The organism is Mesorhizobium sp. SARCC-RB16n, from assembly GCF_008520305.1.
Classification (GTDB): domain Bacteria; phylum Pseudomonadota; class Alphaproteobacteria; order Rhizobiales; family Rhizobiaceae; genus Mesorhizobium.
The window spans coordinates 139,585-163,705 of sequence record NZ_ML703253.1 but is presented as its reverse complement, the minus strand read 5'-3'; the positions used below and the strand labels follow the sequence as shown (position 1 = coordinate 163,705).

Genomic DNA, 24,121 nt, shown 5'->3' with positions numbered 1-24,121 from the left:
AGAACCGGGCATGACCGGCTTTTTCGGTTGCGTTTTGTGGTGTTAGCCCCTTTATACGCCCTGCCAGCTGGCCGGGCGGCCGCACCCGCAAACGCCGAAAGGCCGCGGGTGAGGAAAGTCCGGGCTCCATGGAGACACGGTGCCGGTTAATGGCCGGCGGGGGCGACCCCAGGGAAAGTGCCACAGAAAGCAAACCGCCACGACTTTGTCGGGGTAAGGGTGAAAGGGTGGGGTAAGAGCCCACCGCGCGACTGGCAACAGGAGCGGCACGGTAAACCCCACCGGGAGCAAGACCGAATAGGGGCGGTGCGAGGGGAAACCCTCGAGGGCTGTTTCCGGCTCACCGTCCGGGTAGGTTGCGTGAGGCGCATGGCAACATGCGCCCAAGATGAATGGCCGCCACGTTCTCGCCTCGCAAGGGGCGAGGGCCATACAAAACCCGGCTTACAGGCCGGCTGGCAGTTTTCTCCACGATATTTGGATTAAGTCTCTCGATATCAGGAGGTTGCGCCGTCGGGCGCAGCTTCTGATTCAGCGCGCGCCGACTTTCTTGAAACTGGTGCGATTAAATCGTACCATCATGTCTCATTCATCGGGAGCCTGTCATGGGTCAGGTCGACAAACGCAGCATCACGCTTTCGCCGGAACTGGCGCAGGCGGTCGACGATGTGGTCGCGGCGGGAGAATACGCCTCGGCGAGCGAAGTGATCCACGACGCGCTGAGGCAGTGGAAAGACCGCCGCGACCTGATGGGCTACACGGTCGAGGAATTGCGCAGGCTGGTGCAGGAGGGGATCGACAGCGGGCCGGGTCGATATGCCTCTATGGATGAAATCAAGGCAGAGGCCCGCAGGCGTTTGCGATCTGACGATGCAGCATGAAGTTGTTGCCTATCGACCGCAACGCTCGTGCAGAAGAGGATTTGGTTGCGATCTGGCTTCATATTGCGCGCAACAACGAGGCAGCAGCCGATCGGCTGCTTGATCGTTTCGCGGCAAGGTGGCAGCAATTGTCGACTTATCCCTTCTCAGGTGCGTCGCGCGACGACATAGCGCCCGGTATCCGCCACCTGATTGTCGGCGAATATCTCACCTTGTACCGGGTCGGCGGTGATGCGATCGAAATCCTTCGCGTGCTGCATGGCCGTCGCAACATCGAAGCCGATGACCTCTGCTCGTAGTCGATTTGTCAGCCGCTGATCCTGTCCAGCGACGCCTCGATCGCCTTCCAGAGTTCTTCCACCGGCTCACAGCCGACCGACAAGCGTACGAAGCCAGCCGGAACCGCGTCGCCTCGCTTCAGGCGTCGCTCGGCGGAGGTGTGGACGCCGCCAAAGGATGTGGCGGCCTGTATCAGGCTGCAATTGTTGATGAAATCCTCGGCCTCCTGCTCCGAGGCGAGCTCGAAGGAGATGAGAAAGCCGAAGCGTTCCATCTGGGCGCGGGCAAGATTGTGCGAGGGGTCGCCATTCAGGCCAGGAAAACGCAGGCCGCGCACCGCGCGATGGTCCCTGAGCCGTTGTGCGATCGTTTCGGCCGATGAGCACATCCGGTCGAAACGCACCTCCAGTGTTTCGAGGCCGCGATGCACCAGCCAGGCTTCGAACGGCCCGGGAATGCCGCCGACCATTCCGCGCCAATCCGTCACCTTGGCGATGATGTCGGCGTTGCGGCTGGCGACGTGACCGAACAGCACATCCGAGTGGCCGTTGACCGCCTTGGTGTCGGCGGAGACGACGACATCGGCGCCGAAATCGAGTGGGCGTTGGCCGAATGGCGTCATTGTCGTGTTGTCGACGACAAGGATCGCGCCCTGTTCGTGAACAGCCTCGGCGACGGCCGAAATGTCGCAGATGTCCAGCCGCGGATTGGAGGGGGTCTCGACGAAGACCAGCCGGTAGCCTTCGAAGCCGCCGTCAAGGAAAGTCGGCGTCGGCCTGGTGTCGCAATCTATGCCGAGCGGCTTCAGGAAGCGTTCGGCCATCGCACGCGTGGCATGGTAGCCGTCCGCGGGCAGGAGCACGCGATCGCCCGATTTCAGGAGTGCGAAAAACACAGACGAAATCGCGCCCATTCCGGAGGGAAAGGTTACGCATTGCGCATCTTCCAGATGGCCGAGCGCATGTTCCACGGCACGCCAGGTTGGGTTGTCGTAGCGGCCATATTGATCGAATCCGGTCTCGGCGCCCGGGGTGTGAAAGATCGAAGCCATGGTCAGCGGCAAAGGGATCGGATCGCCGTTGACGAAATCGCGGCTACGCAAATGGGAAAGTTCGGCGGCGCGTGACCTTGCCGTCTCGGGCATGAGTTCGATCCTTGTTGGTGCGCGAAAAACGTTGGTCGACGCTATGCGCGGGGATGATCCGCGGCAAGCCACGTCTTTTGGGCCAGGCAGGCTCTAAACGCTTCGTTATGCGGGAACCCAGGGATCGCAAGGGATCGTTCTGTAACAGATGTAACGATTTCGCGGCATCTGTAACGCGATCTGTCACGCACGTTTGCCGCCAACAACCGTGAGCTTCGGGGCACTCTGGCCTTCCAGCGCAGCAAGGTTGTCGAGCAGATGCGTGGGCGCGAGGTTGGCGTAGATCAGGGTCGTCTTGTAGCTGTCGTGCCCCATCCACATCATGACGCGGCGAAGGTCGATGCCGGCGATGACTTGCCAGGACGCACAGGTGTGCCGCGCCGTGTACAGGACGGTGTCGCTGAGCTGCGGAAGGTGCTGCCTGACCTTGTCCCACACGTAGACCATGCGGGACTTGGTGATGTCCGAGAACGGACCCTTGAGACCGCGCACACGCTGCCGTTCGACAGCCTCGATAGCGCGGCGCGTCAGGGGCACCGTCCGGCTCTTGCCAGTCTTGGTTCGACGCACAGCCTCGCCTCGGCCACGGGCAGCCTTCTGCAGGGTCACCTTGCCATCCCAGTAGGCGTCCCACCTGAAGGCTGTGGCCTCCGAGAACGGGCGCATTCCGGTGTCGACGAGGAACATGAAGAAGTCCCGCTCGACAGGCATTGACCACAGGGTCAGCGTCTGGATCACAAGGGCTACTTCCTCCTCGCTGAAGAACCTCGGCTGTCCTGCCTCGGGGCGATCCCACTTCAGGTCAACCTTTGGCACCTTGGCGTACTTGATCAGGACGCTGATGTTGGCCTTGTAGAGGTTGATGGCCGACGTGCCGATCCTGCGCTCGTCATGGAGGTAGTTGATGTATTTGCGGATGTTCTCTTCGGACAGCGCCTCGTGGGGTGCCGTCTCGGAGCCAGCCCACTTGACGAACAGTCGCGCTTGGTCACCGCCAGTCTTGGCATTGAGGCGACCCCAATGCTCCTTCTCGGCTGACCTGAGGACTTGCCCGAGGGTGCCTGTGTCACCACCGCCAACCGAACGGGCAGGGCCAGCAGGAAGGGGACGACCGAGCTTGATCGCCTGCTTCGTGTCAAACTCCCACCGCTCGGCATCGGCTTCGGATGAGAACTGCTCGATGTACCGCTTTCCCTTGACCGTGAAGTTGGCCTGGAAGCCGTTGCCGCGTGAATAGACCGCCATGGTGGTTAACTCCCTAATAGGTTCATGAGCGTGTTGAAGACCTTGCTGCCCTTCGGGGTCGCCCGAACCCGCTTGATGCGGCGATCCATGGCGTCCTCATAGGTGGTGACGAGGTCATGCCCCGGCTGGCCCTTGCGGTGGACCTTGGACAGCGCGGAGACGTTCCGGCTGACCGAGGACGAGCTGAGCCCAGTCGCCTGTTCCAGTTCGCGCATCGTGAGGTCAGGCGTCCCCATGACGTGGAGAAAGACCGCGATCTGTTGGATTTGCATTTCTGCGTCGAGCTTACCGAACTCCTCAATGAATGAGAGCAGTCGCCGCGCTGTCTTGTTCTCGGGCTTGCGCCCGGCAAAGGTGTTCATAGTCCGTCCCTCACATGATGGTTACGTGTAGGCAGATACTCCTGAGCCGCATCCTTTGCAAGAAGGGGACGATCACACAATCGCGATCATCCCCCTTGTGGTCCCTGTTAGACCCCCCTTGCGGTGGCTTGGTGATTAGTCCCCCAGGCGCTTCCGCAGTAGCTCGATTGGATAGGCGTTGACCGTATCGATACCGACTGCCTTAAGCGGGGCCGGTGCCTCAACCGTTACGATCTGGATGTCTTTGCGACTGGCCTGATGCGTGAGCCAGTAGCCGTCTCTTTGGGTATCTGCAATTGGATCGCCCATTAGATCGAGCGCTTCCGGGTTGACCTCGGCAAGGTAGCCAAGGACCGTGTTGTAGCCAGCCGGTAAGTCGGCGCTGGCGTAGGGGTTGGTGGGAACTGCTGCGCTGACCCCCGGCGCAGACCCCCGACCGCTCTCCAAGGCGTCGGCAATTCGTTTCAGTTGAAGAAGGATGTCCCCGAACGGTATGGCGTTCATGCAATTTATTCCCTGAGTTGGCCTCTATCCCGCGAGTGGGACAGAACGTGGCGTGGCATTTATTGGTTGTTCTCGGTTTAGTCTATAGTTTTGGTGTCCAAAATGGACAGGTCGCGGGAAGCCTCCCGAACGATCCTCTCAACGCGCTGATAGAAAGGCTTGGTGAACTTCGTCTCAGCCTTGCCGTTGAGCGTCACCACAGTGCGCCGGCTACCGCGCTTGATCGCAATCCTATCATTTGCCTCCAGCAACCTGATGTGTCGCAGCACGGTCGTTCGCGGTAGGCTCGTAGCGCCGGCCAAGGACGTGATGTCCAGTGGCTTTCCTTGGTAATGGCCGAGGCGCACCGCCATAAGCACGAGGCTGACCTCCCCATCAAATTCCAGCTTTGCAATGGCCTCCTGAATGCCGAGCATCATCTCGATCAGGATACAACGTTTGGCCCTCTCCTTGGGTGAGTTAAGCATTCCAACAGTCCTCCCGTTCCCGGGCATCCCTTCCGTGTGGTCAACGGCGGATTACCCGGGCTGGTTGCTCTGTACGGTTTGGAACTAAAGTTTAGGCGACTTCCAAATGATACCGGGCGTACTTCTGGCCGGTTGGGTCAACCTTCAACTCGGTGACGATCTTGTGGCCGAGGCGCTTCAGTTCGAGGACGCGGGCCGGCAACTGACGGCAGCGCAGGACGCCCTGGGCTTCGAGTGACGTGATGGCACCCTTGCGCCGCAGCAGATCGAGGACCGACTTGGTCATGGGCGCGGTGGGCTCCCTGGCTGGTGCTGAGACAACGGTTAGGGCCGTCTTGGGGTAGTACCAGAGGTCTGTGCGGCCCTTCGGGTCGTAGCCGTCGAGCAGCAGCAGGCCGTTGTAGTTGAACCCGTCGTGGCCCCTTGTGAGGCCCTCGACCTCAACCAGATACAGGCTGGAGTAGACACCGACGATGCGACCCTGGGCGCGGCCAGAGCTGACGACGGAGGAACCGAGGGCGATGCTGGACTTCTTGATCATGATGGTCTCCTTGACTTGGTTGATCAGTTGATAGCGAAGCGCGAGCCGACGACTTCCCAATACTGGCCGCAGCGCGAGCGCCGCTTGGTCAGCCGGGTGCCGTAGGTCGAAGGGCGGTAGGTGTCCGAGTAGTCACGCATCCATGCGACGGCGCGGCCCTCGGTGTGGAATTGCTCGTTGATGATGTGCATAGGAATATCTTCCTCGGTTCTGGGTGTCAACACAGGATTTGAGTTTTGCTTGCAAAAGCGAGTTGGACTTAAGTGGCCTTGACCAGCCACCAAGCGGTGAACAGGCAGACGAAGGCGTAGCCGCCGACGACGAGCTGGACGAACTCCCACAGCGTCATGCTGCCACCCCGACGAGCTGGTCGACGGTGTATTCCTTGGTGCCGCCGTAGACCCAGGGATCGCGCTCCATCGCGGCAATCGAGCGGACAGGGTATCCACCCTTGTGTGGGGTGCAGACCGTGACGACCACGCTGATTGCCTTCGAGCGCACGAATGGTGTCGCCCGATGGAGCGCCTTGTGGGCCGCGTCGAGTGACCCATAGGCCTCGTAGGGTGGATCGAGCAGATCGCCCGAGGATCGCAGCGACCCGGTGGCGTTGCGATACCAGATCATGGACTTGAACATCATCACGCGACCCTCCAAGCGGTGATCCGCTCGCGCTTCTCGCGCACCTCGATCTTGCCCTGCCGGCCAGCCAGGACGCGGGCGACGGTGATGCAGACCTTGCGGGTCTTGTGGAAGCCGAGGAGCGTCCTGGCGCCCGTGGTGTGGGCAACGCTCAGTTCCCACTTGTTGCCGCGTTCGGTGTAGTCGGTGAGCTTCTGGCAGACGTAGGTGGTCATTTGCTCTTTCCCTTGGGCTTGAGCTTGCGTTGGGCGCGGCGTTTGCGTTGCTGGAGCAGGGTCCAGTAGGCGGCGAGACCTCCTCCGGTCATCGGTTGCCTCCCATTTCGTAGTCGTCGCGCCAGTCCTGCGCGGGCGGCTCGTAGGTGTTGGCTGGGCCAATCCAGTAGCCGACGTCGAGGATGTCGATTGAGGTTGGCTCTTGGTCGCCGTAGGTCTTGCGCCACTCGTCGAGATCGACGCGGGTGATGAGCGTGTAGCCGCGCTCGCTGGCGTCCTCGGGATCGGGCAGGGTGCCCCTGTGGTCGTAGGTCAGCACGTTGCCGGTCTCAGCGTCGACCGTGAGTTCGCCCCACGATCCGCCGATGGTTGTCATCCTTGTCATGGCTTTGCCTCGTCGTTCAGGGACCGCACAGCCGCGTCGATGTCGGCCTGCTTGTCGGTAGTGGTGATGATTTTGAGTTCCTTGGCCTTCCAGCCCTTGTCGCGGTACTCGTCGCGCTCGGCCTTCACGGTGTCCAAGTCGTAGTCCCCGAAGGCGATGCCCCAAGGGTTGTCCGCTATGTGGTCGCCCTCATGCGCCACGAGGGTGTAATAGGGGCGCGGCTGTTTGGTCCTCATTTCGGTGCCCTCAGGGTTGCGATGAAGTAGGCAGCGCAGCCTGTGATCAGCCCGCACCACAGGAAGGTTGCCCAGATGGTTTCGACTTCAGGCGGCATGGTTCAGCACTCCCCGGCTGGTTTGAAGGTGGCGAGATTGAGGGTCGCGACAGGCCTTGCGGCGTCACGCTTGAAGGCGACTTGCCGGTTGCCCTTGGCGACATGCTCAGGGGCGACCTCGTAGACGCGCAGGGTGGCTGTGCCGGCTTCCTGCATTGCCTGCCGGCCAGCCTTCGACGAGAACCAGAGGACAAGCTGGGTCTTGGACCTGAAGCCGAAGACGTAGCTTTCCCGGGCCGAGCGATCCTGTCTGAAGATGTGGGATAGCGCCGTGCCGGCTTCACCCGAGCAGCGTGGCCCTGGGTGATCGTAGGCACTGCAGGCATCTTCGCGGCGGTTGGCGTCGTAGCGATAGACCGCGCCCGTTTGCCAAGGGCCTTCATCGGGGTGGTTAGGGTGTTCGATGCGATAGACGTGCATGTGATCTCCTGCCCGAGCGACACCGGCCAGCGCTGGAGGACGCCAGACCGATGCGCTCAGGGAACCTTTGCGACAGTGGAGGGGTTAGTCGATAACGAAGCCAGAAGTGTCCTTCTTGGCTGGCCCCTTTGCGTAGAGCCCGACGATGACGCCTTGCGGGTCCGTGAAGCGCATATCGGTTTCGTCACCGTCGATGACTGGACGAATGACGCGGGTGGTTGACACCACACCATTGGAGGCATCACCGAAGGCATCACCGCTTGACAGCATGTTGTCGCGGATGGCCTTGGACCGATAGACCACAGCCATGTTGATGCCGGTTTCGCAAGCGGTCTTGATGACGGCGGCAGCATAGGCCGGCGAGGCCTCGCTATAGGACAGGGTCAGCGAATAGTTGGCAGGCAGCTTGCGGTAGGCCCGCTTGTAGACCTTGGTGTAATCGTAGAATTGCACCTCGGGGAAAGCTTCGAAGATGGACGCGTGGAGGTACGCCACAGGGTACGAGAAGTGACCCTTAGGGGCGTCCCGTTGGCATGGGTGCGCCACCTCCCATTGAATGTCTGACGTGCCGTTCAGCCGAACCGCTGGCTTGACACCCTTGCGGTTGCAGTAGCGCACAAAGGCCTCAATGTCCTTGACCAAGTCGGCCATGAACGCGGCGCGGTTGCTGAAATACCGTTGCGTCTTGGCGATCCGTGCCTCGACAATGGACGAGAACATGCCGGCGCGGCCAGCCTTTGACAGGCAGCCCATTTCACAGCCAGCGGTTTCAGCCATCGGGCAGACATTGCCCATGAGAGCCTGTTTGGCCGGCGCAAGGTACATGATCGCCGTCTCATATTCCCCGAACTTGTCGCCTTTGATGGTCTTGGCGTTGCCACCCGAGCGGATGGTCTTGGACTTGAAGAGCTTAGCCATGGTGAGAACCTCACGTTTGTGGTTGTGCATACCGCTACACTGCCGAGACGTTCCCGACAGTGCAGAAGAATGGACAAGGCTATGGCATGAGAACGGGCAGGCGATCCGCCTTCCAACCAGCGGTTATCCCCTCGACTGTGAAGCGATCCGACGCGGCGGCAAGCAGATAGGTGTACCAGCCGCGCCACTTAGGGCCATGCGGCTCATAGGCCGACAGGGTGGCTTTACCGCCAAGCTTGTGTGCCCATTGGTCGGCCCAATGTGCGACTTCATGGGTGATGATTGTGTCGGTCCAGCCCCATTTGGCGAAGTAGACGCCAGCGGAGCAACCATCACACACCGCGCGGCTTTCCTTGGTCATTGCGACCTTGAAGGAAGCCCGCACCACCTCTTGCGTCACCTTGTCGTAATCAGCGATGACGCCGGTTGCGATCATGTGGCGAATGGCGATCTTGGCGCACAGCCGGGCAAAACCCTTAGCCGCTTGCCTATCGTCGAACTTGCCAGCCCTTGGATGAAGCCTTGCCGCCTCGCTGTTGTAGCAGCGTTGCCGGTTGCCATCGCGGACTGTCCATTGAATGGAAGCATGACGCACCGCAGCGCGGCGATCATTCCAGAATGCAGTGTGAATGGTTGTCATGCCAGCACCGCAGCGACTAGAGCCCGCAGCATCTGGCCAGCGGCACCGCCATCGAAGGCAGCGACCGAACCGAACATGACAACCAGCGCAACCAGTGGCCATGTGTGGGAGAGGATTGATTTGATCATTGTCAGACCCTTTCAAGACATGCCGAAAGGCCGTTTGAGCGACCCTTTGGAATGCCTTGGCGGCACCCTTGGGCACCGCTAGGCAGATTGTAGGGAAGGCCTAAGCCTTACCTCTTTGGCACCGTCTTAAGGCTAGGAACCGGGCACCGCAGACTGTCACTTGCCCGTGTCACTTCCGGTTGCCGCCAAGGCTTCACCGTCATGCGACCGATAGGGTTCGATCTAGTCCCGCTTGATCCGTTCCGTTGCCGCAACTTTCGCGCCAGTGGATTGGTAGAGACGTTATTCAGTGGCTAGGGCGGCTTTGCCCGTGTTTGCGCCTGTCAAAGAACAGAGAGCCGATGGTCTGGCAGTCTTTAGTCTGGCACCCCTTGGTGTGCCGAAATCCGTACCGAACTGGACTGGTCTAGTGGAACCCGAGAACCTCGCCGCCCCGAACCGTTTCGTTCGATGGCCACTTGTCCCATAAGCGAGACCGTTGCGCAAGTGGGATGATTGAGAAAAACGACAGATAGAGCCCACTTTTCAGCTAAGCCCTTGAAATCACAGCGAAAGAAAGTTTGAAGAAATCGCTCCTACTGCGCGAAAGCCGCCTCATGTGGGAACAAAAGCAGCAATCCCGAACCGGCCATGACTAGGCTAACCCACATGCCGACACTGTCCGCGTGTCGATAGCGCCAGATCGCGCTAATCACCATGAGGGTGACCCATGCGCCAACGTATAGTCCGGTTATCGTATCGCCCATGTGCTGCCCTTCCATGCGCCCAAGAGGAAACCATGTGGGCACCTATACGCGCGGAGCTAGAGACCGGGCAAGGCGTGACCTAGCGTGAGACCTGAAGGCGGGCTTAGGTGTTGCTGGGCAAATACACCGATTGGCAGACAGGGGAATGAACATTCCGTGACTGGAATGCCCGTTCCATGCCCCTCGTCGCACTCCTCATGTGCCTCATTGGTCGACCCTGAAGGCCTATCATCAAATGCTGCATTAGGTTGGAAGCCTTGGATTGCATGGGCATTGCCCGGATGCGTTACGAAAGGTGTGACAGAAGGCGCGATGTGCGCTCGCGTACCTCAAGCCGCGCTCGGGATCACGCGCTCGTGCCTTTACCGCGCGCGCGAAGGGGGTACGGGGGGTCGGCGCGCGTGCCTGTTATCCGATGGGTCGCGGGGAAATTTGCACCAAATATTCCCACCCCCTATATCGGCCTCATGGCGCAGCAGAGGTACGACCTAAGGAAAGACCCAGACGGGACCTGGACGGTGTTCGATGTGTTCACCGGGCAGCCGGCCATGGTTGAGGGTCGCCCTGCTGTTGGCCTCAACATGGAGTGGGCCGACGATCTGGTCGACCTTCTCAATGCTGACGACCTGAAGCGTAGGATAGCACGAGGTGACATCTCTTGAGCTTGAATTGGTTCACCCCAAAGGTCCCCGTCAGGGAACGCCCAGGTCTCCGACACAACGTCTCCTCGGTCGAGGCAGCCGGCGAGTTGCTCCTGACATTCACCAAGAGGGGCGCTAACTGGCGACGTGCGGTCGAGGCTTGCGTGGCCTTCGGGGAACACCGGGCGACAGCTCAGGAGGTCCGTAGGCTGTTCCGTCTGGCTGCTAAGGACGAGGGGGTCCTCCTACCAGATCAGGACTAGGGGTGTCTCCTGACTACGGCAGTCCCCCTAAGCACCCCTCGGCTAACCTCCAGGGAGAACTCTGGGGCTGCTGAGGGATGCTATCAGGTGCCACCTAAGGGGCTACCTTAGGGGTCCAATCAGGTCCCACTTAAGGTAACACTCTAAGGGGAACCATCAGGGTAGTGCTAGTGGAGGGGGTATTCGATTTAGGTGGTCGTGAAGGTGGACTATAGGGCGAACCGAGGGGGCGACCGTAGGGAGCCACCGAGGGCCGTCTCCATGAACTTGGCCAGTTCAGCATCGAGCAGCTCCTGCTTCCGTTGTTCGACAGCCACCGTCGTGTTCCTGGCCATCCATTCAAGCCAGTAGGCCACACAGCCGGCCACAGCATCCAGTCTGTCGTCATGAGCCAGGGCACCACGGTTCTTGGTGATCCGGGTCATTTGGTAGAACAGGCGGTACTTGTTGACCTCGTCAGTCGGCAGGGCAGCCGTGCTGTCGTAGTCCCACTCGATCACCTTCGGGTCGACCACCAGTCTGTGCTGGTTCATGATCGGCTCCAGGGTGTCGATGATGCGAGCTTCCTTCTGGGCCTTCGACCACTCTGCGTCCTCAATCGTGACGGGGTAGCGGAGCTGGGCTCGGGCGCGGAGGAGCTGGGCGAACATGCCATCGCCGTAGTTTGGCTCGACCTGAATGATGTTGACCTCATGCTCCTTGGCGCAGGCCAGGATTTCATCCAACACCTTGTCCTCGTAGCCGTGGCCACGGACCCCGCCAACAGCAGTTAGGTAGAGGATGCCGTTCAGGGCCTTGACCACAGCCCATGCGGTCTCGTCCTTGCCTCGGCCCGAGGGGTCGATGAACATGCACGAGCCGTCATACTCGACGTAGTCCTTGTCGGTGAAGATCGGGCGATACAGCCGGTCGCCGGGGAGGCCAACCATAGGCAGCTTCTCATAGACCTGATCAGGGCCAGAGCCCCACACGACCTCTCTCGGAGCCCTCTTGCGGTCCAAGCCCATGATGATCAGGTCGGACAGCTTCAGCGGGAAGCGATCCTCGTCCGATAGGCTGGTGTCGAGGTAGAACTGAAGGGCGAAGCCTGAACGCCCATAGGACATCTCACGCTCGTTCAGGTCCACGTCGGTGAACCGCTGGGGATCGGTAGGGCCACCCACGAGGTCGGGCTTGTCGTCCAGCAGCCGGCCAACGAACGGGGCCAGCTTGGAGCCATACTTGGCGCGGCGCTCCTCGTCGGGGAAGCGAGCCGGCCAGATGCGGCAGACGTAGCCACGGTCAGGCAGGAGGTTGTATATCGATTGCTCGGTCTGCGGGGTGCCGAGGTAGATGATGCGGCCACCCGGTGACAGCACGGCGTCGAACTCTTTGATTTGTTCGGACAGCTTCTCGCGCTTCAGGTGGGTGTCGGAATTGTTCGGGACCTCGATATCGTCCGCGATGATCACGTTGGCGCGTGAACCGGCGATCTGTGAGGTGATGCCCAGGGACTTGACCGAGGGGCTGTGCGAGGCGCGCGCGGGGCCGACGTCGAAGGCGACCTTGGACTGGCGCTGATCGGGGCCGGGCCTCAGGTGGGCCAGCAGCTCCATCTCGAAGATGAGGCGCATGGTGAAGGTCGAGAAGTCATCGGAGCGCTGCTTCGAGGCCGAGATGACGAGAACCTTGGTTTGGGGATCGCAGTAGAGCAGCCAGCAGACGAAGGCCGAGGTGACCCAGGACTTGCCGACACCACGGAAGGCTTCGATGATGAGGCGCTTCGGGCCGTGCTGTAGGAATGATGCGATGTCATACTGAACCCGCGTGGGGTCCGGCAGATTGAGATGTTTCCACACGACGTAGAGGAAGTTTCTGAAGTCGAGTAGAGGGTCCTTCTGCGACGACAGCGAGGTCGAGGCAGATAGCGTCTGCTTGGTCATTTGCTCCTAGTTGTTCGGGGGCAGGGAGGTGGTCAGGAGAGGCTCTATGAGCTTGGGGCATCAGTGGACCGGGATGGACCTGAAGCCTCTCCTGAGGGCTCTCTGTTAGGGGGCCGTCATGGCCATGAGATCGGCGTCTGAAGGCGCATAGTTCGGGCTGAACGCGGCGCGCTCGACGAGGCCGTTGATAGCTGCACCGCCCGACCCATTGGATGAGAAGACGAAGTGCGTACCGTTCGGCGTGAGTAGCGTGCTGGTGCTGGTCGGAGGGTTGCCGTTGATCGAGAACTTGGCGATCCCGGCACCGTTGGTCCAGCCGGCGACCTTGTTGAGGTTGCTCATGCCAGCCTTCCACTGGCCGGTTGGCGAGGACTTGCCGCCATACTGGATGGTTCCGTCAGCTACGATGTTGACCTGAAAGGCCCCGTCACTGACGAACAGGCCACCACCCAGGCGGTCGGCGCGGCCCTGCCAGTACCAAGCGAAGGGCTGGGTGATACAGGTGAACAGCGGGCTGTTATCGGTGTTGAGCGCCCATGGGGTTGAGCGGCTGAATGAGCCGACTGCGGTTCCCGTGCTGCGGACCAGATATCCGTAGGGCAGGAGCTGGCCGTTCATCGCCCCGCTGACCATGCTGAAGTCGACCGCGAAGCTGTCGCCAGAGTTGGCGATCCTGAACGCGATGCTGGGGTTGGTGACGCCGAGCTGAACGATGAAGGGTCGGGTGTAGGCGTTGGTGACAGGCACCACGGTCCACGTCGCCTCGTTGTCAAGCGAGAACTCCAGGGTTCCAGTGCCAGACAGACGCTTGACGTATGCCGACATCACGCGGTCAGCCACAGCCGAGGTGATGACTTGCTTGACCACGCCGTTGGCAGTCGTGGCCGTTATGCTCGATGCTGTGTTGGCTACGCCATCCGCACCGACTTGGTTCTTGACAGCGTTGATGCCCGTCTTCGTCCAGGCGGCGTTGGAGAGGTCAGCGCCCCATAGGCCCAGAATGGACACCGAAGGGTACAGCCAGATACCAGCATCAGTGCGCCGGATGCCTGCGCTGCCCACTGAAACCAGCAGGCCCGCCTTGTTCGGGAGGTAGCAGGCTTGGTAGTTGCCGCTGTCGCGTAGGAAGCGACCGTCGAGGGTGTTGTTGCCAAGCGGCTGAGTGCCACCCTTGTAGGTGTTGGTGAGGAAGTTGAGGTCGTACTGGAACACCGCGAGCGGGTCGGTCGGACCGGACGTACCTGAGTGCAGCACGTTACGGAGGACGCCTCTTACAGCGACCCCCGCAACAGCCTTGATGTGGGCCATTAGTCGAAGAGGTTGGCGACCACAGTGCCAGAGGTGTAACCCCCGGTCTTCACCCCGAGGCGGAAGTACCAGGCCGAACCGGCAGAGCCAGTCTTCTCGACGGGCGCGGTGTTCGCCTCGACGTCCAGCCAGGTAACCTGATCCTTCGACCGCTGCAGAACCACGGTCGCCACGAAGGTGCCGCTGATCGAGATGTCGAAGGAGTTCCCCGCCTGCACGAGGATGGGATCAGTGAATGTGTTCTGTGCGGTGATGTTCATCAGTTGTATCGCTCTTGATGCTCGGAGCCGTCGAACGGCAGATTAGAGACGATGTCGTTGACCACCTTGTGGGTGCCCGGGGCGACGGTCGTGCCGGTGTGCTTGAGGAAGTTGAGGATCACGTTCAGGGACGCCGCGTCAGGGGTTACCTGAACTGGGTCTCCGGTCTCCTTGTCGACGACCGTGCGGCCCTCGGTGAGGATGGTCTTGAGCTGATCCGCGAAGGTGTCGAAGAGTGCCCCGAGGGCAGCGCTATCGGTCTTCACTTGTGGTCCTTTCGGGTCATGTCCCGCACCTTCCCGACGATCTGAACGATGAGCCAGACGGTGCCGAGAAGGGGTGCGATGAGTGCAGCGCCGTCAGAAGCTGCGTGGAGCCAGGGGAGCCAAACAGGGCTCGCTACTGCGGAGACGGCGACCGCAGCGGTAGTGCTGTCCACGGTGGATGTTCCTGAGATGAGATTGAGGATCACAGCGCAGCCGCCCATTCCCATAGGCTGTCGATCTGCTCTGCGGTGATGCTGAAGAGGGCACCGAGGCCGTCGACCAGCGGGTGCGTCCGCTTGAAGTAGGTGGCGTATTTCCACTCCACCATGCCGGTCGGATCGCTGACCAGCTTCATGTCGACGTCAGCTTCGTGAATGCCGAGGGACAGCAGGGTGAGCCTAAGCTGCCTCGGGGTGATCTGCGGCATGGCCTCACGGAGCGCCTCGGTCGAGGGTGGCGAATAGGTCCAGATGTCGCCGGACCATTCGTAGTCTGCGCCGGGCTTGAGGGGGACCACGACGGTCCCCTCCGGGTATTGTGCAAGCAGCTTCGAAGGGTCGCCGCCATTGGTCTGCCAGTACCCCCGAACGGGGTGGTAGAAGCCAGTTTCAGTCATGTGTGTTTCCTTTACCGAAGCTCGTACCAGTTGCCCTGGGCGACCCTGGAGGTGAGCTTGTAATACCAACCAGCTGGGATGATGCCACTGGCGGTGGGCTGACCGCTGTCGCCAGTCGATTTGAAGACGTCAGCAAGGTAGGTCACGTTGTCCGCAGAGAGGGAAACGTTGGCGCGGTCGCCGGCATAGCTGATCATGATCGCCCTGCCAGTAGTGTTCTGGTAGGCGGTGTTGAAGGCCCGCGTGACGAGTTGCCAAGTCTGGCCGCTGCCGATGCCTGCGGCTGGGAGGGAGGCATACGTGGCGTAACGAGCATCCTGTTCAGCTTGGCTGAGCTGGAGCTTGTACCAAGCCTCCCAGGTTCCGCTGTTCTTGCTACGGCGGTAGGAGGCCGTGTTGCCCGCGCTATCAGCGGTGAATGCGTGAATGGTCTGCGTACACCAGTTGACATCATGGCTGATAACCTCACCCAACCACCAGCCGCTGTCAGGTGCATTGGCAGCGGCAGAACCCCGATACCAGCCGTTGTCAGTCACGGCGTTCCAGTCCGAGATCAACTGCGCGCCAATTCCCAGACGTGCCGCTGTCGGACCCTCGACGCCTTGCGGACCAACCGGACCAACAACGCCCTGAACGCCCTGAACGCCCTGGTCACCCTTGATGGCAACCGGAGCCCAATAGGTGGTGTTCGTCGGGACGACGCCAGTGCTGGCTAGGATGTTGATGTAGGAGCTGCCGTTGTAGGACACGACGTCCTTCACTGCATAGGCAGTGCTGGCGACGTAGGTGCCCTTCCAGACCATCCCGGGGCTGCCGGTGGGACCAATAGAGCCAGCGGGACCTTGCGGACCCTGAGAGCCCTGCGGGCCTTGCATACCCTGAGGACCAGCGCCGCCAACCGGACCAGCGGGACCAATCGGGCCAACTTCGCCGGTCAGGCCTTGTGGACCCTGGACGCCCTGCGGGCCGTCGTCACCCTTCTGACCCTGAGGGCCTTGGACGCCCTGTGGGCCTGCCGGACCTTGGAGGCCCTGAGGACCACGCCCGAACGGCACACCGTCAGACCAAGCGCCAACAGCGTTGGACAGCTTCCAGTAGACGATGCCGGCCTGCGTATCGAGGAAGGAGAAGTTTGCTGGCTCGGCGTTGTAGGCAGAGCGGTCTGCGGTCAAACCGGAGGCGTCGGGATCGAAAGCCTTGCCGATAGGACCCTCAGGTCCCTGCAAACCCTGCGGACCCTGGATGCCGGGGAGACCCTGAGGGCCAGCCACACCGGAGATACCCTGTGGACCCTGAGGTCCGGCGATGCCCTGCGGACCCTGAGTACCCTGAGGGCCACGCTCGCCAGTCGGCCCAATCGGACCCTGGGGGCCTGCGTTGCCTTGCGGACCAAGCGGACCAATGGGGCCTTGATTACCGACAGGTCCCTTGTCGCCGGTCTCGCCCTTGGGCATGTCGGCAGAAGTGAACGGGCGGAACTGACCGTCGCTATCGAAGCCGAGGACGTTGCCCCTGCGGGCCTCAATCGAAGGGAACTGCAGGGTGACACGACCGGCATCCGTGGTCGGAGCGGACAACGTGCCAGAGCGCATGAGGGTGGCGATGTCGGCGCTTTCCTGGCCCACGTACATGGACTGGAGTGCCTGACGGTTGAGGTCTTCAGCGCGGAGCGAAGATCCATTTGCGATGGTCACAACCGGCTTGGCTGCGGGCGTCTCGCGGGCGATCCTGATCTTCTTGCCGGTGGGCGGTGCCACAGCGAAGCGGAGAGCGAACGGGCCGGTCCAGGTGAAGGAACCAGTGCCGACGTCGTTGAGGTAGACTTTGATGTGATCCCGGTCGAGGTAACCGAAGTCGAACGTGAAGTCGCGCGTCGACCCGTCCCCGTCGTAGACGACGAAGGATAGAATTGGTGAGGTCATTTCGTTCCTTGAGTGGAAATGCAAAAGGCCCCCAGGGTTGATCCTGAGGGCCTCGTTGAGGGGTGCGTTAGGTTGTTAGCGGGGTGCCCGTTCGGGTTGACCGCTGATCAGGCCGTTGAGGCCCATGACGAGAGGAAGAGCGTTCCCAAACATGAGGACGCGGGAGACCTTGCGGGCCTCGTCCTGCGACCACTCGCGGTCCTTGAAGAGACCGGCGACCGACTGGCCAGCTTGGTAGATGTCGTCCAAGCCACCCGTGGTCGGATTGCCTAGCCACATGTTGCTCGCCTGTCCGGTCGTTCGGGTGTAGGAGAACAGCGTGTCCTGGCCGGCGATGCCTAGGCCGGTGTCGATGAGCATTGGCAGGATCGAGGATGCGCCAGCGCGGGCGAACGCAGCAGCAGAGAGGTTCTTGGGGTTGAGGCGCTCTTCGAGGAACTTGTCCCCGTCCGAGCGTAGCATCGCCTGAGCCTTCATCTGCATGATATAGCCGGCAGCCGCGAAGGCCGTCGTCAGGATCATCTGGTGGGCAGCCATGACGTCCTTGAAATGCAGCGACTTGAGGGTCTGCTTACCATAGGACCCGACCATGAACGTGCGGAACTGCATCAGGGCCTTGGCCAGCGGATGAGACATCCACATGGTCATGTTCCCGATGTCGTTCTTCTGGATCACCTGACGGCTCAGCCTGTGGGCTGCCGAGATGAAAGCCTCGCGGGCCTCCTTATCTGCCCACTTGTCGAAGTGCGCTCGGGTGACCTTGCGGCCCGTGATGAAGCCTGTCTCGTGTTCGAAGTTGCCCTCGGTCGTGAACATCTTCATAACGCGGTCGGTCATGTCCTTGCTCAGGCCCAGGTCGGCAAACCTAGCCGCCGAGAACTGCCTGCCACCATGAGCCATGTCCGAGAACCGCTGCACGATGGCCTTGGCTGTCCAGCGTTCGAGCATCACGTTGGCCTGGGTCAGCCCCGAGACTTCGGAGGTAATCTGGTTGGCCTTGTTCAGCTTGCGCTCGATGAACTCCTTCCAGCTCGACGTTGGCTCACCATGGAAGCCATTGGAGAACTCGTCGATTCGGTAGTCCGAGGTGTGCAGCAGCCTGTCGGCGCCAACACCTATGATCGCCTCCACGTCGTTGCCTAGACCAGACTTCAGGAGCGATGCCCCATCATCCGTCACGACGCGCCTGAGGGCCGGTGCCTGCGAGAGTGCAGCCTTCCAGCCGAGTGACGCGATAGGCGAGCCGATCTCGGAAATCTGGGCGAAGCCGACTTGGTTCATGATGCGCGAGAAGTTGTACTTGCGGACCATCCTAAGGAACCAGCCCGCGCTCGTGGCCTCCATGTCGCTTGTTGGGCGACCAAGGATCGACGCATAGGCGTACTCCAGGCGCTTCACACCGGCAGCCGCTTGGGCCTTGGTGATCTTGCCTTGGCCCATCAGGTCAGCGTTCTTCTGCTTGACCTTGGTCATGTAGGCGGCGAACTCCCTGTCGCTGGTGAAGCCGTTGATCAGCATCTCGCCGGTCTGCGGGTCCTTGAAGCGGTAGCGAGCGAGCGCCACGCGGCCCATGGCATTGCGCATGTAGCGGGTGAAGTTCTGGCGGGCATCAGTGACCACGAGGTCGGACAGGCTGAGACCACCCTCATGAATGGTGCCGGTCTTCTTGCTGACCACGCCGTCCAGCTTCATCTTCTCGTCGAGCAGCAGACGGGCCTTGTTGTGGCCATCCCTGCCGGCGTCCTTGGCCCTGTTCTTGGTGAACTCGAACCGCAGCGCTTCGGCATCCTTGGGATCGAGCCCGTAGTGGCCCTCCAGCATGTCCACGAGGTTGTCCATCTGGTCAGCGCTGAGGATGCGTGAGGTGACGTCTTCCAGGCCATGGGCACGGTCGACGATGGCCCCGGTGAAGGCCTTGGCCGTGCGCTCGATCAGATCTTCCTTTAGGCCTGTGTCAGCGGACTTCATGGCCCTACCGATCAGGGTGACGATGGTGTCCTGGCCGAACTCGTCGACTGCAGAGATGATAGCCTCGTTGTTCCAGTAGCGGGGCGAGTAGTGTGGGTCTGACGGAATGCTGTCCGTGCCAAGCACCGCGCGTCCCTCGATACCGTCACGATGGAACGGGTTCTGCTGAAGGGCGAGGGCGTCGGCGTACAGCTCGGCGTGTTTGTTGCCAACCTTGACCACTGCCGGGTCATAACGCTCCGCGCGCCCTGGCTCCCGGTCGGTGATGTAGGCGTGGATTTCGTCGTTGAAGTTGCGCTCGATCTGAGCCTTGTTCAGCCCCTTCTGACGCTTGGCGTAGTCAGCGAGCTGCGGGTTGTAGGTTTGGGCTTCATGGACGCGCTTCTCGTCGAACAGGCGAACTTGATCTTCCGAGGCGGCGATAGCGTTGACCGCTCCGTCCTTCTTGCCAGTGCCATCCTGCACGAGACCAGCGCCGGCCTTGACGAGGACGTTGTCGTCCTGCTGAAGGCGAGCCGAGAGGTCTGGGCGGATCGCACCGAAGGCCGTCTTGTCGAAGTCGCGCTCATCGAGCAGGCCGAGGCCTTTCTCGTCGAGGAATGGCTGATCGACCGAAGCCTTAGCTGCACCCACAGAGCCAGCCATTGGGAGACCCTCATGGGCCTCTGCGGCGTTGCGTGTTGCTCTCGCCAGCGCGGCACCTTCGAACGTGGTCTCGGGGCGACCGAAGAGGTGACCCACAGCGCCACCCATGCCGGCACCAAAGACGGTGGCAGCGAAGAGGTCGGAGTTGGATACGTTCGGGTTGACGGCAGCGTTGAGGGCCACCGAGGCAGCACCACCAGCGGCACCAGCCATGGCCCCTTCAAGGACCCTGCCGAGGCGCTTGGCGCGATTTCCGATGACCACCTCAGGCGCTACCGAGGATGCCAGAACGTCGGCACCGAGGGCGACCGGATCGAGGATCGAGTTGGCCATCTTGAGGAGACCGCCAGTGAACCCCGCATTGGAGAGCCTGACGTTGGCGTCCCAGTCTGACTTAACGCGACCCAGGTTGTCCTGATAGTCGGCCTCGGAGACACTGGCCAAGCGGGGCGCATAGCGCTCCATCTCAGACTTAGGGATGCCGCGAGCTTCGAGATCGGGGCCGAGGCGCTTCTCATCCAGGGACCAGTTAGGGTCGGGCTGTATCTGCTTGTTCTGGACAGCCAGCCAGGGCAGCGTCTGCTGCGTGTTGTAGGCGTCCTTCTGGAGCTGCCACCAGCCGGGTTCGGCGGTCTCAACCTCAGGCTGGCGGGGGGTGTTTGTCTGCCACGTCGGGACCTCGGAATGGGTCATGCCGATGTCAGCCGAACCATTGGGGCTCGACGACGTGATCTCGTTGAAGGTGCCGCCCAGGAGCTTCGCAGCGTTCTGCCGGTGACTGCCCATCTGGTAGTCGACCTTGTCGTTGGCAGTGCCTGGAGCGCCTCCGTTGGTCGCGTCGGACTTGTTGCCGCCGTTGGGGCTGCCGGTGTTGATCGTGGCATAGAATTGGTGTTCGTTCATGCCCGGCCTGAAGCCGCTGGCGACCATGTAGTCAGCCGAGGACTTGACCAGATCGGCCACGGACTTGTCGGGGGTGTAGCCAAACTGCTTGCGCTGTGGCTCGCCCATTTGAATGAGGCCTACGTGGCGACCCCACTTGGTCGTCGGACCCTTCTTCCATGGGTCGAATGTGCCGCCAGTCTCATACGACATCGACGTGGCGAACCACATAGGGTCAGCCCCGATGCGCTTCGACTGCTCGATGATGGCGTTCTTCAGTTCGTCGTTCATTGTTCCTCATGGTGAAATGGAAAGGCCCCCGGTGATGTGCCGAGGGCCTCGTGATGGTTAGCGGTTTGCGCCGCCGAAGTTGGGTGGAGTGAAGCCGTTGTCCTCGTAGACCGGGCGGTCAGCGCGAACACGCTTGCCGAGCTTCTTGACGACAGGCTTAGCGCCCGGTTCGGGCACCGTGACGTCGAAGGCCTCGCGGGTCTTCGGGTTGATCCAGACCGTGCCGTTGCCATCTTCCGCCCTGGCGGGGACGAGGCCGTGGGTCTTGGCCGCACCTCGGATGGAGATGTCGTGAGCCGACTTGGCGTCAGCCGTGGACTTGAGGTTCTCGCCGCGCTGGCGGATGGTCCCGAGGGAGATGAAGAAGGGCTCGCCCGACTTGTCGTCCATCAGGGGCTGGCCGGTGTTCTTGTCGGTCAGCATGAAGCGGCCACCGGATCGGTTGATGTCCTGTATCGGCATTATGGTGATGTCGCCAACGCCGATGTCGTGATCCTTAAGGACCCCAGGGTTCTCCGTAGCCCAGTCCCCGATGATGCCATCCAGGGCCGGCTTGTAGTTGTCAGGCAGAGCCTTGTTGTTCAGCTCCAGAAGCGTCCCGTTGTAGGTGATCGAGTTGCGCTTGACGCTGTCGACGGCGATGGTGACTGCCTTGTCCTGATCCACGCCGCCGCGCACGAGGCGCTTCGCGATGGAGGACACACGCTGCTGGGCTGCTGCCGAGTTCCACGGGGTCAAGCCGCTTCCGATGCTCGTGCCGAACCAACCATCTTGCGTGGCGATGTTCTTGACCGAGGTGTCGATCTTGTCGTTCTGAGCCTTGGTGAAGTTCAGGCCGTCGACTTGGACAGGCTGAGAGGTACGCACGGCAAACTCAAGGGCACCCTGATCGGACATCTGCCGACCATCCTTGCCGGTGAGGTTGTCCTTGGCGATCATGAAGCTTTCCATGAAGTCGCGGTCGCCCTCAGGAAGGTAGGACATGTAGGTGTTCTTGGAGGTGTTGTAGAGCCACCTCGCCATGTGAACCTTGTCCATCACGAGCTTCATCGCTTCGGGGTCCTGAGCCATGTCGACCGAGGCTGCCTTAGCGATGCCGGTGACGACTGCCTTCATGCCTGGATGATCGAGACCGGACTGCTGGGCCACGCGGAGTTCACGAGCTGCCGTCTGGTCAGGGGTTTCCTTGTTGGACGTGGCGATCTGCTGCGACCTGTCGAGGTAGCGGTTGAGAGCTTCCTTCTTGATCGTCTCGGCGGGGATCGTCTTCTGCTCGCCGGCATGGTCATACCAAGTCGTGTCGGTGACGCGGTCGAGCTTGCCTTGGGACAGGAGACTGTCGGCCTGCCGGTCCACCTCAAGCTGCTGGTTCTTGTCGTCACGGACACCAACAGCCTTGGCCGCTTCAGCCTTGATGGCCAGCACCTTGTCGCGGTAGGCCCGCTGCGAGGACAGGGACGTCTTTCCAGAGCGTCCGGTGTACTCGGCGTCCAACATGGCGACGGCATACTCAGGGTTCGTGGAGGCGATCCTTGAGGCCGCGTTGAGGAACTCGTTGTCGAGCGTCTCATCGTTGACCCCGAGGGAGCCCTTGACGCCCAGCGTACCGCGCACGACGTTGAGGTTCTCTGCGAACTTCGCCGGATCGACGCCCTTCGAGATGTACTCGTTGGCCTTGTCGCTGATGACTGTGAAGGCCGTGTCCGTGTTGGACTGGTTGACCCTGTCAGTGCGATATTTGGCCTGCTTAGCCAAGACCGCGGATTTGTAGCCGTCCCATGCCTTGCCGGCAGCCGCGAGGGCGTTTGGGTCGGTCAGGCCGCTCTTCTCGATGTTCTCCTGGAACTTCTTCGCCAGGAACTCTTCCGGGTTGCCGTTGTCCCAATCGAAGCTGGTCTGCAGCTCGGCGTCGGTGTCCTGCGCGAGGCCTTCAGCCCACTTGCCACCATAGACCGACTGACGGGCCGCGTTGGCGATCTTGTCGTCGGTGACCATCATCTTGCCGTCAGCAATGTCCTTGCGCGTCTGCGCCAGGGTCTGGCCGGCCATGTGCATCTGGAACGCAGCATCGTCCTTGGCGCGCTGCTCCTTGGAGGTCTTCCCGACCACGCCTACGAGGTTCCCGACCGAGCCTGAGAATGCCCCCAGGGCGTCAGCCAGACGGAACAGGTTCTCGTTCTTCACCGGCTGCGGCGGCGGGGCATATGTGTCCGACTGCATCGGCGCTGGCGTGAGCCTAACGTTCGACTGCAGATCGGGTGCTTGAACTCTTCCTTGTGGCATTAGGAGGCGTATCCCTGTTGCTTGGCTCTCTGGTAGCCGCCATAGGCATCTAGCCCACCGCCGAGAATGCGGATGGCAGCGTCAGCGAACGATGGCTTCTGGCCCTGCTGGACCGAGTTGATGCGTCCCTCGGCCTGCGCCTGGGTGCTGTCCATCTCGCCTCGGAGATAGTCGGCCTGCATCTGGTAATTGTTGTCGAGGGTGCGCTCATAGCGACCCTGCTGGCCGTAGTAGTCGCCAATCAAGGCGTCGACCGAGAGGCCCGACACGCCGGCTTCACCAGCGGCAACCTCTGCCGTGGCTCGAGCCCGTGTGGCATCGGTCTGCAACTGCTGGGTCTCCTGGGAGGCAGCCTTGCGTTCCTGTAGCGCCCGGTTCTGGTTGGCCGCATACGTGTTGACGGCAGCCTTGTTGGCCGCGTCACGGTTGTTCTTGTAGTACTCCTGCTGCGCTGCTGCCTGCTGCGACTGGCCGACGAAGCCGGCGACAGTGCTGGCTGCGGACAGGGCGAACTGAGCAACAGCCATGCCGACTGCGCCGATGCACATTCGTTATGACCTCAATCTTGCAAATTCATGGAAGGGACGCTTCTCGACGCCGAACTCTGGATGGGTCCTCAGGAACGAGAAACCCATGCGCCTGAGCCAGCGGATGTGCGTGGTGTTGCGGGCGTCGATATGGTTGCCGATCAGGGGCCTGATCCGGTGCAGCCTTTTGAGCCACTTCGGGGTGAGCCTGACCAGCTCTCGACGGTAGTTCATGATCTCTGGTGAGGAGACCATCCAGACGATCCCAAGGTGGGGATTGTTGTGGACCGGGTCGATCCCGAAGAGCCCGAAGACCCTCCCTGATGGCTCGACGCCGGCCCAGATGTAGTTCCCCTGAATGAACAGAGGCAGGGCAACCTCAGGCGTCATGCCCAAGGCTGCTCTGATTTCGTCTCGATCTGCTGACCGCAATCGCGGAGCCAGGGAGATAGCGTCGGCCACCTTGGCCCTACGAATTG

General features: G+C 61.4%; 27 protein-coding genes and 1 other RNA gene. 3 read left to right on the top strand and 25 right to left on the bottom strand.

Annotated elements, in window-relative coordinates; genetic code table 11:
- Positions 1–63: 63 nt before the first annotated feature.
- From rnpB to C7I87_RS00805, 3 genes are all read left to right on the top strand, one after another.
- Positions 64–463: RNase P RNA component class A (rnpB, locus tag C7I87_RS00815), an RNA gene on the top strand.
- 142 nt (positions 464–605) lie between these two features.
- Positions 606–881, top strand: a complete 276-nt coding sequence (locus C7I87_RS00810) for a type II toxin-antitoxin system ParD family antitoxin (protein WP_149902404.1) — start codon at positions 606–608, stop codon at positions 879–881.
- Positions 878–1,180 carry a type II toxin-antitoxin system RelE/ParE family toxin gene (locus tag C7I87_RS00805; protein WP_149902403.1) on the top strand — a complete coding sequence of 101 codons (303 nt, stop codon included), beginning with the start codon at positions 878–880 and terminating at the stop codon, positions 1,178–1,180. Before C7I87_RS00810 ends, C7I87_RS00805 begins: the two co-directional genes overlap by 4 nt.
- Positions 1,181–1,188: 8 nt before the next feature.
- Here the strand turns inward: C7I87_RS00805 and C7I87_RS00800 are convergent, their stop codons facing one another.
- From C7I87_RS00800 to C7I87_RS00680, 25 genes are all read right to left on the bottom strand, one after another.
- Positions 1,189–2,304: a cystathionine gamma-lyase gene (locus C7I87_RS00800; RefSeq protein ID WP_149902402.1), complete on the bottom strand. Its 1,116-nt coding sequence runs from the start codon at positions 2,302–2,304 to the stop codon at positions 1,189–1,191.
- A 183-nt stretch (positions 2,305–2,487) separates the two neighbouring features.
- Positions 2,488–3,549: a tyrosine-type recombinase/integrase gene (locus C7I87_RS00795; RefSeq protein WP_149902401.1), complete on the bottom strand. Its 1,062-nt coding sequence runs from the start codon at positions 3,547–3,549 to the stop codon at positions 2,488–2,490.
- A 5-nt stretch (positions 3,550–3,554) separates the two neighbouring features.
- Complete coding sequence (locus C7I87_RS00790; RefSeq protein WP_149902400.1) at positions 3,555–3,911, bottom strand: MarR family transcriptional regulator; 357 nt, start codon at positions 3,909–3,911, stop codon at positions 3,555–3,557.
- Between the two features lie 135 nt (positions 3,912–4,046).
- On the bottom strand, positions 4,047–4,415 hold the full coding sequence (locus C7I87_RS00785) for a hypothetical protein (protein WP_149902399.1): 369 nt from the start codon (positions 4,413–4,415) through the stop codon (positions 4,047–4,049).
- A gap of 77 nt (positions 4,416–4,492) precedes the next feature.
- Positions 4,493–4,882 (bottom strand): hypothetical protein, encoded by a 390-nt coding sequence (locus C7I87_RS00780; RefSeq protein ID WP_149902398.1) that lies wholly within the window; start codon positions 4,880–4,882, stop codon positions 4,493–4,495.
- Between the two features lie 91 nt (positions 4,883–4,973).
- The gene (locus tag C7I87_RS00775) at positions 4,974–5,423 is read right to left on the bottom strand and encodes a helix-turn-helix domain-containing protein (RefSeq protein ID WP_149902397.1); all 450 of its coding nucleotides are present in this window, start codon (positions 5,421–5,423) and stop codon (positions 4,974–4,976) included.
- 23 nt (positions 5,424–5,446) lie between these two features.
- Positions 5,447–5,614 (bottom strand): hypothetical protein, encoded by a 168-nt coding sequence (locus C7I87_RS35045; RefSeq protein WP_188393671.1) that lies wholly within the window; start codon positions 5,612–5,614, stop codon positions 5,447–5,449.
- Between the two features lie 154 nt (positions 5,615–5,768).
- Positions 5,769–6,062, bottom strand: a complete 294-nt coding sequence (locus C7I87_RS00770) for a hypothetical protein (protein ID WP_149902396.1) — start codon at positions 6,060–6,062, stop codon at positions 5,769–5,771.
- The gene (locus tag C7I87_RS00765) at positions 6,062–6,277 is read right to left on the bottom strand and encodes a hypothetical protein (protein ID WP_149902395.1); all 216 of its coding nucleotides are present in this window, start codon (positions 6,275–6,277) and stop codon (positions 6,062–6,064) included. The genes C7I87_RS00770 and C7I87_RS00765 overlap by 1 nt, the downstream gene beginning before the upstream one ends.
- 88 nt (positions 6,278–6,365) lie before the next feature.
- On the bottom strand, positions 6,366–6,662 hold the full coding sequence (locus tag C7I87_RS00760) for a hypothetical protein (RefSeq protein ID WP_149902394.1): 297 nt from the start codon (positions 6,660–6,662) through the stop codon (positions 6,366–6,368).
- The gene (locus tag C7I87_RS00755; protein ID WP_210250610.1) at positions 6,659–6,898 is read right to left on the bottom strand and encodes a hypothetical protein; all 240 of its coding nucleotides are present in this window, start codon (positions 6,896–6,898) and stop codon (positions 6,659–6,661) included. The genes C7I87_RS00760 and C7I87_RS00755 overlap by 4 nt, the downstream gene beginning before the upstream one ends.
- Before the next feature lie 101 nt (positions 6,899–6,999).
- The gene (locus C7I87_RS00750; RefSeq protein WP_149902393.1) at positions 7,000–7,416 is read right to left on the bottom strand and encodes a hypothetical protein; all 417 of its coding nucleotides are present in this window, start codon (positions 7,414–7,416) and stop codon (positions 7,000–7,002) included.
- Positions 7,417–7,500: 84 nt separating this feature from the next.
- Positions 7,501–8,334, bottom strand: coding sequence for a GP88 family protein (locus C7I87_RS00745; protein WP_149902392.1), 834 nt, complete (start codon positions 8,332–8,334; stop codon positions 7,501–7,503).
- 79 nt (positions 8,335–8,413) lie between these two features.
- Entirely contained in the window at positions 8,414–8,974 is a 561-nt protein-coding gene (locus tag C7I87_RS00740) for a hypothetical protein (protein WP_149902391.1), read from the bottom strand.
- Positions 8,971–9,102: a hypothetical protein gene (locus tag C7I87_RS36370; protein ID WP_281409035.1), complete on the bottom strand. Its 132-nt coding sequence runs from the start codon at positions 9,100–9,102 to the stop codon at positions 8,971–8,973. Before C7I87_RS36370 ends, C7I87_RS00740 begins: the two co-directional genes overlap by 4 nt.
- 1,859 nt (positions 9,103–10,961) lie before the next feature.
- Entirely contained in the window at positions 10,962–12,674 is a 1,713-nt protein-coding gene (gene terL / locus C7I87_RS00725) for a phage terminase large subunit (protein WP_149902390.1), read from the bottom strand.
- Between the two features lie 105 nt (positions 12,675–12,779).
- On the bottom strand, positions 12,780–13,928 hold the full coding sequence (locus C7I87_RS00720; protein WP_149902389.1) for a hypothetical protein: 1,149 nt from the start codon (positions 13,926–13,928) through the stop codon (positions 12,780–12,782).
- Between the two features lie 53 nt (positions 13,929–13,981).
- Entirely contained in the window at positions 13,982–14,242 is a 261-nt protein-coding gene (locus C7I87_RS00715) for a hypothetical protein (protein WP_149902388.1), read from the bottom strand.
- The gene (locus tag C7I87_RS00710) at positions 14,242–14,508 is read right to left on the bottom strand and encodes a hypothetical protein (RefSeq protein ID WP_149902387.1); all 267 of its coding nucleotides are present in this window, start codon (positions 14,506–14,508) and stop codon (positions 14,242–14,244) included. Before C7I87_RS00710 ends, C7I87_RS00715 begins: the two co-directional genes overlap by 1 nt.
- A 202-nt stretch (positions 14,509–14,710) precedes the next feature.
- The gene (locus C7I87_RS00705; protein ID WP_149902386.1) at positions 14,711–15,124 is read right to left on the bottom strand and encodes a hypothetical protein; all 414 of its coding nucleotides are present in this window, start codon (positions 15,122–15,124) and stop codon (positions 14,711–14,713) included.
- 11 nt (positions 15,125–15,135) lie between these two features.
- Positions 15,136–17,046 (bottom strand): phage tail fiber domain-containing protein, encoded by a 1,911-nt coding sequence (locus C7I87_RS36365; RefSeq protein ID WP_149902385.1) that lies wholly within the window; start codon positions 17,044–17,046, stop codon positions 15,136–15,138.
- Between the two features lie 75 nt (positions 17,047–17,121).
- Positions 17,122–20,832 (bottom strand): hypothetical protein, encoded by a 3,711-nt coding sequence (locus C7I87_RS00695; RefSeq protein WP_149902384.1) that lies wholly within the window; start codon positions 20,830–20,832, stop codon positions 17,122–17,124.
- A gap of 57 nt (positions 20,833–20,889) precedes the next feature.
- Complete coding sequence (locus C7I87_RS00690; RefSeq protein ID WP_149902383.1) at positions 20,890–23,052, bottom strand: hypothetical protein; 2,163 nt, start codon at positions 23,050–23,052, stop codon at positions 20,890–20,892.
- Positions 23,053–23,114: 62 nt separating this feature from the next.
- Positions 23,115–23,642, bottom strand: a complete 528-nt coding sequence (locus C7I87_RS00685; protein ID WP_149902382.1) for a virion core protein, T7 gp14 family — start codon at positions 23,640–23,642, stop codon at positions 23,115–23,117.
- A 24-nt stretch (positions 23,643–23,666) separates the two neighbouring features.
- Positions 23,667–24,032, bottom strand: coding sequence for a hypothetical protein (locus C7I87_RS00680; RefSeq protein ID WP_149902381.1), 366 nt, complete (start codon positions 24,030–24,032; stop codon positions 23,667–23,669).
- Between the last annotated feature and the right edge of the window lie 89 nt (positions 24,033–24,121).